6 protein-coding genes and 1 tRNA gene are annotated in these 8,036 nt (G+C 43.7%); 3 read left to right on the forward strand and 4 right to left on the reverse strand.

Annotated features, from left to right (window positions below; translation table 11 throughout):
- The first annotated feature begins 613 nt into the window (after nt 1-613).
- From AKL11_RS03590 to AKL11_RS03600, 3 genes are all read left to right on the forward strand, one after another.
- The gene (locus AKL11_RS03590; protein WP_172807232.1) at nt 614-3,262 is read left to right on the forward strand and encodes a TnsB C-terminal domain-containing protein; all 2,649 of its coding nucleotides are present in this window, start codon (nt 614-616) and stop codon (nt 3,260-3,262) included.
- A gap of 201 nt (nt 3,263-3,463) precedes the next feature.
- Complete coding sequence (locus AKL11_RS03595; protein WP_095210137.1) at nt 3,464-4,672, forward strand: AAA family ATPase; 1,209 nt, start codon at nt 3,464-3,466, stop codon at nt 4,670-4,672.
- Nucleotides 4,673-4,674: 2 nt separating this feature from the next.
- A complete protein-coding gene (locus AKL11_RS03600; protein ID WP_067515213.1) occupies nt 4,675-5,976 on the forward strand; it encodes a TniQ family protein in 1,302 nt (433 codons plus the stop codon).
- 306 nt (nt 5,977-6,282) lie between these two features.
- On the opposite strand, the gene AKL11_RS03605 is transcribed toward AKL11_RS03600, so the two are convergent.
- From AKL11_RS03605 to AKL11_RS25545, 4 genes are all read right to left on the reverse strand, one after another.
- Nucleotides 6,283-6,369, reverse strand: a tRNA-Leu gene (locus tag AKL11_RS03605).
- Between the two features lie 77 nt (nt 6,370-6,446).
- On the reverse strand, nt 6,447-6,842 hold the full coding sequence (gene secG / locus AKL11_RS03610; protein ID WP_216636567.1) for a preprotein translocase subunit SecG: 396 nt from the start codon (nt 6,840-6,842) through the stop codon (nt 6,447-6,449).
- Entirely contained in the window at nt 6,842-7,591 is a 750-nt protein-coding gene (gene tpiA, locus AKL11_RS03615; protein ID WP_067515214.1) for a triose-phosphate isomerase, read from the reverse strand. The genes secG and tpiA overlap by 1 nt, the downstream gene beginning before the upstream one ends.
- A gap of 163 nt (nt 7,592-7,754) precedes the next feature.
- The coding region (locus AKL11_RS25545) for a hypothetical protein (RefSeq protein ID WP_216636752.1) at nt 7,755-8,036 on the reverse strand (282 nt) is incomplete at its 5' end.

Genomic DNA, 8,036 nt, shown 5'->3' on the forward strand with positions numbered 1-8,036 from the left:
TAAGTTCGAAGATCAGCGTAGAAAGAGGCAACAGAAGTATTTGAGAGCTCAAGGCATGAGAATTTGGAATTATAGAGCAAAGTGCTATTATTAACTTATTGGTTAAAAAAATAACTTATTGGTTAAAAAAATAACTTATTGGTTAAAAACACTGGTTAGCTTGTATTTTGTTTTCTTTGTAATGAAATTGTAAAATATTAAGATATAAATAACATAATTTTATCTTCAATCTTTCAAAAAGTATAGTCAATAAGTGCTTTTTTGTCAAACTCTTTTAAACTAGTACAACCTGTTGTTTTTTAAAGGAAATAAATTTTTCAAGAGTCATGAGAAGCTACAAATTATCATTTTTTAACAGAAAAATCGGCGCCAATTGGTTGTTAAAAAACAGCATCAAAGATAGAGCTTAGACTACAGCAACTGGAAGAAACGGGCTTTTTGAACTAGCCGGTAATTGTTAACGTGTATTTAGGTTTTGGATTATCAGTATAAAAGCCTGCTGATTTCCCCGTTCTAGAAACGGCGGGATAAGTAGAGATTGCATCTCGTCCAAAGCGGACTATCGATGGCAACAACCAAAATACACGAAAGCACCGAATATCAGGAGTACAGAATGTCAATGATCATAAAGCGGATAATGGCTTTTATTTTCAAGCTCAATCTGAGTGTTCGCGGGCTTGATCTATGCCAACAATCCATGGAAGGGCCAGTTCGGCGACCGAAATCCAATGGCTGGAACAATCTAACAAACTTCCCCAGCACAAAGATGGGATGCTCCATACGGACAGAAAGTGACATTGAAACCGCTTTTGTCCTCGAATGTGAAGAGAATGACGACATTATTGGTTTTTTCGATCAGCCCACTACTTTTCGGTACACTTACTTAAAACCCAACGGTAAGAAGCAAGCGACAAAAACAACGCCTGACTTCTTTATTGTTGACCAAAACCCATCAGCAAAACACAACGTACGCTTCGTAGAATGCAAACCTTTTGAAAAATTGGTAGAGCTGTGCAAGCAGGAGCCAGACCGATATAGCTATGATGAAAAACAAGGACGCTTTATCTCCCCTGCTATTGAGAGGGAGCTTAAAGGGACGAATATTGCATTTTACTTTTATACTGACCATGATGCGTCCCCACAAGCTTTAGCTAATATACGTCATTTATTAGACTTCAAGCGCACTGCGAAGAAAAACTCTCCACTCGAGAAGGTGGAACAGAAAATCATATCTTCTGTCCGTGACTCTCAAACGGCAACAATTGCTACCGTTCTCCTTCAACACTCTGGCGTGAAGGTTGATAGCATTCTCAAGCTCATCGCAGAACGAAAAATTTTTATTGCCATGGCCCATGACAAGCTGTCAGAACCAGAGACGTGCAGAATCTTTGCATCAGAATCAGCTAGCCAAGTTTACGGTATCACCAAAGGAAAAAAAGCATCCAACCTCAACCCATTTAAATTCCCGGAAAGCCCACAACGCATCGAAGGATTCCTTTGTCGTCATGGGCGACAAGAGTGGCTTATTCGCTCTGTTAACACCGCTCAACAAACGGCACTTGTTCAAATCAAAGAGAACAACCACAATGAGCTGGTTTCGTTCAAGCTTGACAACATCAAAGCCCTTATACAGTCCAGAGAGCTTGAAGTTCTTCAATGGGATACAGAAGAAGACAATCATACTTCAATAATGCTTACAGCCTCTGAAGAAAACCAGCGACTAGCATTAACCCGCCACAAAGTAGTACAGCAAATTTTAAGCGGCCACCTAAACCGGGAACAGGCAGCTAAGAAGCTTGGATGCTCAACCAGAACTATTAGGCGCTATCTCAACCAACACTCTGACGGGCTACATCGGCGTGGAAACGGTTTACCCGAACTCACCAATCACGACCATGGCAAAGGCAATACCCAGAAGCTGATATCAGGGCCAGCATTAGAAATAGCTTATGACGTTATTGAATCAGAATACCTAACGCCAACAAACAAATCAGTGATGGCTGTTTATGGCGATTACCTGTCAGCCTGCAAGACAAATAACATCAAGGCTGGCTCATACAGCTGGCTTAACCGGTTAATAAAAAATGTGGACCTCAGGCAGAAAATCAGTGCCCGTAAAGGTAACAAGCTAGCGAACGCAATGGCACTAATTACTGATAATGATGGCCTTATTGAGAGCCGGCGTGGTACCAGAGCATTTGAATACGTCCATATTGATCACACTCAGGCCGATATAGCTATCAAATTCCCAGGGAGACAGCCTGAAAAACCATGGATAACAGTCGCTGTTGACTCTTATTCAAGAACGGTCCTCGCCGTATACGTCACCATGGATAAACCTGGCACTCCTTCCCTTTTTATGGTTATAAAGGAGTTAATTGAACGTCACTGTCGATTCCCAGAATCTCTTTTTGTTGATGGAGGCAAGGAGTTTGAAAGCGTGGTATTCGAACAATTCTGTGCTTTTTACAATATCACTATTCGCAGCAGGAAGTGTAACCCACGGGGAGGCTCAGCTGTTGAAAGCGTTTTCAAGCAAATGAATGAAGCTCTTATTCACAGATTAACGGGAAACACGCAATTAATGAAGAACCCACGTCAGTTGAGTGCCAACGTAAACCCTTTTTCACTCGCTCTTTGGGATTTTCAATCATTTAAAAAAACAACACATGAGTACTTTTATGACCATTACAACGAAACAGAGCACCCTGCCCATTTAATGCCACCGAACCAAGTCTTATCCGACAGCATGATCCGACATGGTGAACGTGATCAACGAAAAATAGACATCAATGACGAGCTCCTTACTGTCATGATGCTTCCCTATGATAAAAATGGTCGAACCAGAATAGTCCAACCGGTTAAAGGTGTTGAAAGACTCGGGAAGCATTATACCCATGAACTTTTCAATAGCTCTGACTGGCTCAGGAAAAAAGTTGAGCTTCGGTATGATCCCGAGGATGACTCTTACGTCTACTGCAACCTTGATGGCTGGAAACGGTGTAATCGTGTAGCTGTCGAAGATCGTTATTATCCTGGCATGGATCGCTCAACGATTTCTGAAGGCAATGCAGCATCACGCTCATTCCATCACCCAAAAGCCAGAGCAGAACGAGCTTTGCCCATAACTCAAAAAATCATCGACACAGAAAAGGAGCTTAAAGATATTACAGAGAATGCGAAAGACTCTGAGCCAAACCCTGAAACAAAAACTTCTTCCCTGGAAATTACTCCAGGAAGAAATGACATGGATGATTTCTGAGCTTTTATTATCTGAAGGAGCCATCATTAAATAACTTCCCGATTTGAACTTTAATTTCCGTTCATCCTGAATGCTGATCGCGGAATGGATTGAAATATTATTTACAATTTCAAACCTCTCATTCAAATGTGAATGAAACAAATAAGCAGCTGATCAAATGAAATCAAATTTCCTGATTAGGTGGACGGTCACCCTGCAGCAATGCAACTGCCCACTCAACCAGAAATACTCGATTCCATTGATACAACTGCGAATACAACAACACCATGGAGCAATGACATGCCAAAAAAGATGCTACACCCACACCGTAAGTTTGATGATGAGATTCTTAACTCATCAATCGCTGATCGTGTTGAATTTTTTACTGGACAGCTAGTTCGCCATAAAGTGCTGGATCAAGCCTATCAGGAGCTCATGCTTAAGGCCTGTAACGTTGGCGGCGTTGAATTCATTCAATTGGCTGGACCCACAGGTGCCGGAAAAAGTACGGTGATCGAACGATTCACCAGAGATAAACTGGCTGAATTTGAGCAACTAATAAGCCAAAATCCTCATGATATCCCCGTCATTAAGACTGTGTGCCCTGCCGCCGTGAAAAGGAAGGTACCCTGGCAATCACTTCTAAAGAACATATTGAAATCTGGTGGCCATGCTTTAGCAGACAGCGGCCAATTTATTCTTGAATACCCTGAAGGCACAAGCCAGAAGAACATCTCTAAAGTGCTTATGAGAGACAATGATGAACAAGAGCTGTTCGATTTAGTCAGCAACTATATCAATGCTCGAAATGTATGCTACCTCATTATTGACGAAGCCCAGCACATCATTGATGCATGCAAGAGTGGTACGGAGGCATTTTCGGCAATGGAGGTCCTCAAGTCATTAGCCGCCAATTCTGGTTGCATCATTGTTCTTTGTGGTACCTACCGCTTACTTCGCTTTGGTGATAGCAGTGCACAACTGGGCAGGAGATCTGAAATTGTTGAGCTTGGTCCATACCAGCGGGGTTCTGATGAAGAGCTAATTCAATTTGGGGATGCATTAGACGCCCTTTTGGCACGCTACCCAATCCACTTCTCGTCAACAATCTTTGAGAAAGTGTCCGAGATTCATTTAGCCTGCTGTGGGTGCATAGGGATTCTAAAAGACTTGCTAACAAAAGCGTTGCATCGAACCCTGGTAGCTGGAAAGAGCCACGTCTCCTATTCATCTCTCATGGAAAATAGCATGCATCCCCGCGAGCTTAGACGAGTCGCAAAAGAGATTGAGATGGGCAAAGACTACTTCTCTCGGGTGGCTATGATAGAGGTTGAAGAAATCTTGCTGGGAGCCAAAACGTCGGTAAAGAAAAAAGCCGCCAAAGGACCTGTTCAACGGAAACCAGAACGTGATCCAGTAGAGCCCATGTAACCATGCTGATTTATGAAGCTCTTCCCAGATCAATATTACTGGACTTGAAACCTGTAGACTCTGGAAAGGGCTTCATGCATGAGTCAGTCAGCAGCTACATTGTTCGACTGGCTTATGCTCATAATGTCACTGCTCGCGATTTCATGCATCACTTCCTTAACCCCTCCATTGGACAGAATAGGATGTGCAGCAACTTCTTTGTTCGGAACGGCTTTTCCATGTTAAATGGTTACCGCACCAAAGCTGAAATATACACTCATGCGCTATCTGTATTTACAGACCAACCAGGACTTAGAGTGCTTTCTATGCAGCCTTGGCAATCTTTACTCGACTCCATGGGTAAGGGGCTGTTTCATGATTCAAAGAAATGGTGTCAATTTTGTTTGCAAGACTGGTGGGAAAAAGGACACCCCCTTTATGAACCGTTAATTTGGAGCTTAAAATGCCTTGAACATTGCCCTATACATGAATGCAAACTACAGACCATCTGCCATAAATGCGGCGCAAAGCAATATCAGGTTCAACGAGTACTCCCTTTAGGTTTTTGCCCTGAATGTGGTTCTTTTCTTGGCCGAAGGGATCATAACAGTAGAGATAAACAACCGCTTGCCTTAAAAGAGCAATACCTCCTTGACCTTGTTTCATCCCGACACATAGTGCAAGAAAATGATGAGTTACTACTGAAGCTCAGGACAGGTATCCAACAAGTCATGAGCTGCTTAAATATCTCATCAACAATAAAGCTCGAAAAACTTATTCAATTCTCGAAAGCAACCATTAGCCAATGGTGTTCTGATGCAGAAAGAGGAACTAAACCAACACTCAGTACGCTGTTAAACTTTTGCGTTGCTATTAATGTGAGCCCAAGTGATCTTATATTCAGTCACCACAGGATCAAACCGGTTGCTGGAACCGCAATACTGGACGGGAGAAAACGATTCGATAACTCAGATAAATACAGCTGGGTGAAGCAGCAACTAATACAAACCATTAACTGCCAAACAAGCATTATTTCGATCAATGAGATGGCTCGCCAGCTAAAAGTAGGGAAAAGCTACATTCGCTACCACTTTCCAGATATTTCCGAAGAGCTGGTTGCCAAAAATAATCAGCTCCGAAAAACAAAACGTGAGAATGATTACAAAAGAAAATATGAGTTAGTAAAATCTATTTGTCAAAAGCTTATGAGTGAAGAAATATTTCCCTCCCACACCAGAGTAGAAGAAGCACTGAAGGAGCAAAAAAGCGATCTTGGCTATGATGAATTTACCCGTATTCGAAGAAGTGTAATGCGAGATATCTAATCCCTAACTCTCCACCTGCCGAAGCGCTTTTCACCACTTTATTCAAACAATCTTACGACCCGCTAAAAATCATCTTGTTTGTTTGATGATTTTTACTGGCTATTTTTGACTTTGAGTTAGGCTGAAAAGATGTCCGGAACTTAATCATAAAACCTGTCCGGTTATGTTACGATCAGGGACAATGTTGATCAGAAACTTGTCCGATCCATAAGAAGGGAGTTGGGAAAAATAGTAGTATGATCGTAAAAGCTGTCCTTTCCGACATTTTATACGATCACATACAGCTCTAACCCCATTGATTTTAAATGGTGCCGAAGACGAGACTCGAACTCGTACGCCCGTACAGGCACTGCCCCCTCAAGACAGCGTGTCTACCAATTCCACCACTTCGGCATAACCGTCACTTGCTGCGACGGCTGAATTATTTCTGAAAGCTTTTTAGAAATCAACTTATAAATAAGTTTGATTAATCAGTTGCTTACAGGAGCATCGGAGCTGCTGCTCTCAACGGGCAGAGACTCTAACACAGGCGCATCGCTTTCGGTAGACGTTTCAACCGAAAAAGGCGCGTCGTTCACTGGTACAACCTGCTCAACCTGAACAGATGGCAAACCGGCATTAGTTACCGCATCTGCTTTTTGTCTGGCCATCATGGCCAGGCCAATGCTGGTGACGAAAAAGATCGTTGCCAGAATGGCGGTTGTACGGCTCAGAAAGTTAGCTGAGCCCTGGCTTCCAAATACGGTTTGGGAAGCCCCTGAGCCAAAACTGGCTCCTGTTTCTGCACCTTTGCCCTGCTGGAGCATGATCAGACCGATCACGCCCACAGCCACAAGCACGTGCACAAGAAGGATAATGGTTTCCATTATTGTCCTGCAGCGTGACAAATCGCCTTGAAATCGGCAGCGACCAGCGAAGCACCGCCAATCAAACCACCGTCCACATCAGTTTGAGCCATCAGCTCTACTGCGTTGTCCGGCTTCATGCTGCCACCATAGAGAATACGGGTTCTGTCCGCCATGGACGGATCGTTCTCTGCCAGCAGGGCACGGATGTCCGCGTGAACTTCCTGAGCCTGCTCGGGTGAAGCAGTTAAGCCGGTTCCAATCGCCCAAACCGGTTCATAGGCAATTACAAAATTAGCCAGACGCTCCGAACCAGCGGCTCGAAGCACAGTGTTAATCTGTTCTGCGACCACTTTCATGGTTGCACCAGATTCGCGCTCTTCCAGAGTTTCGCCGACACAGAGTACCGGAACCAACCCATTATCAACCAGAGCGCAGAATTTTTCAGCCACATCCGTATCCGTTTCACCATAGATGGAACGACGCTCGGAATGACCGATCAAAACGTATTCGCAGCCAAGGTCTTTGGCCATCAGAGGGGAAACCTCACCGGTATAGGCGCCTGACAGTTTATCGGAGGCATTTTGCACACCGTATTTGACAGGGGAACCACTCAGCAGGTCACGAACCTGTTGAATATACACGTGGGGTGGAAATACGAGCACCTCAGCCTTGGTTTCAAGCCCAGAAAGGATGCCATCAATCAGCTCTCGAATACTGTCAGATGAACCATTCATCTTCCAGTTTCCAGCTACAAGCGGCTGACGCATATCGCTTACCTCATTAGACGCGAGGCGAGAATACTACCCTGAACGAGAGAAACATACAATAAGTCAAGCCCCGACGTAATGCTGGCCTGAGCAACCAGCAATATCTATATAACAGTATTTTCCAATCCCAAAATGAGCCTGAAAAGAGTATAAACCCATGATTTCAGGCCTTTCGCTTAAAGATGCCTTGAAACAGTGATTCTCTGGCAGACTGCAGTTGCTGGGCAGCCTCGTTATCACTCATTGATTCAGCCTTTGACTCCAATGCATGCGGCGGAGTTCCTTTCTTCAAATATTGCGTCCAGTCAGGCAAAGATTTCAGTTTTTCATAAGGTGTCATCATGTTTTCGTAAAGGTAACGTTTTCTCTCTTTGCCTTTTTCATCTGTTATCGTCTCCGGGAAAAAGCAAGGCCGGTGAAAATTGATGTAAGGTGTCAGGTAATT

This window comes from Endozoicomonas ascidiicola (genome assembly GCF_001646945.1).
In the GTDB taxonomy this organism is placed as follows: Bacteria; Pseudomonadota; Gammaproteobacteria; order Pseudomonadales; family Endozoicomonadaceae; genus Endozoicomonas; species Endozoicomonas ascidiicola.

Coding starts and splice junctions, on each gene's coding strand:
- AKL11_RS03590 (WP_172807232.1), top strand. CDS start 614: ATGTCAATGATCATAAAGCGGATAATGGCTTTTATTTTCAAGCTCAAT.
- AKL11_RS03595 (WP_095210137.1), top strand. CDS start 3,464: ATGCAACTGCCCACTCAACCAGAAATACTCGATTCCATTGATACAACT.
- AKL11_RS03600 (WP_067515213.1), top strand. CDS start 4,675: ATGCTGATTTATGAAGCTCTTCCCAGATCAATATTACTGGACTTGAAA.
- secG (WP_216636567.1), bottom strand. CDS start 6,842: ATGGAAACCATTATCCTTCTTGTGCACGTGCTTGTGGCTGTGGGCGTG.
- tpiA (WP_067515214.1), bottom strand. CDS start 7,591: ATGCGTCAGCCGCTTGTAGCTGGAAACTGGAAGATGAATGGTTCATCT.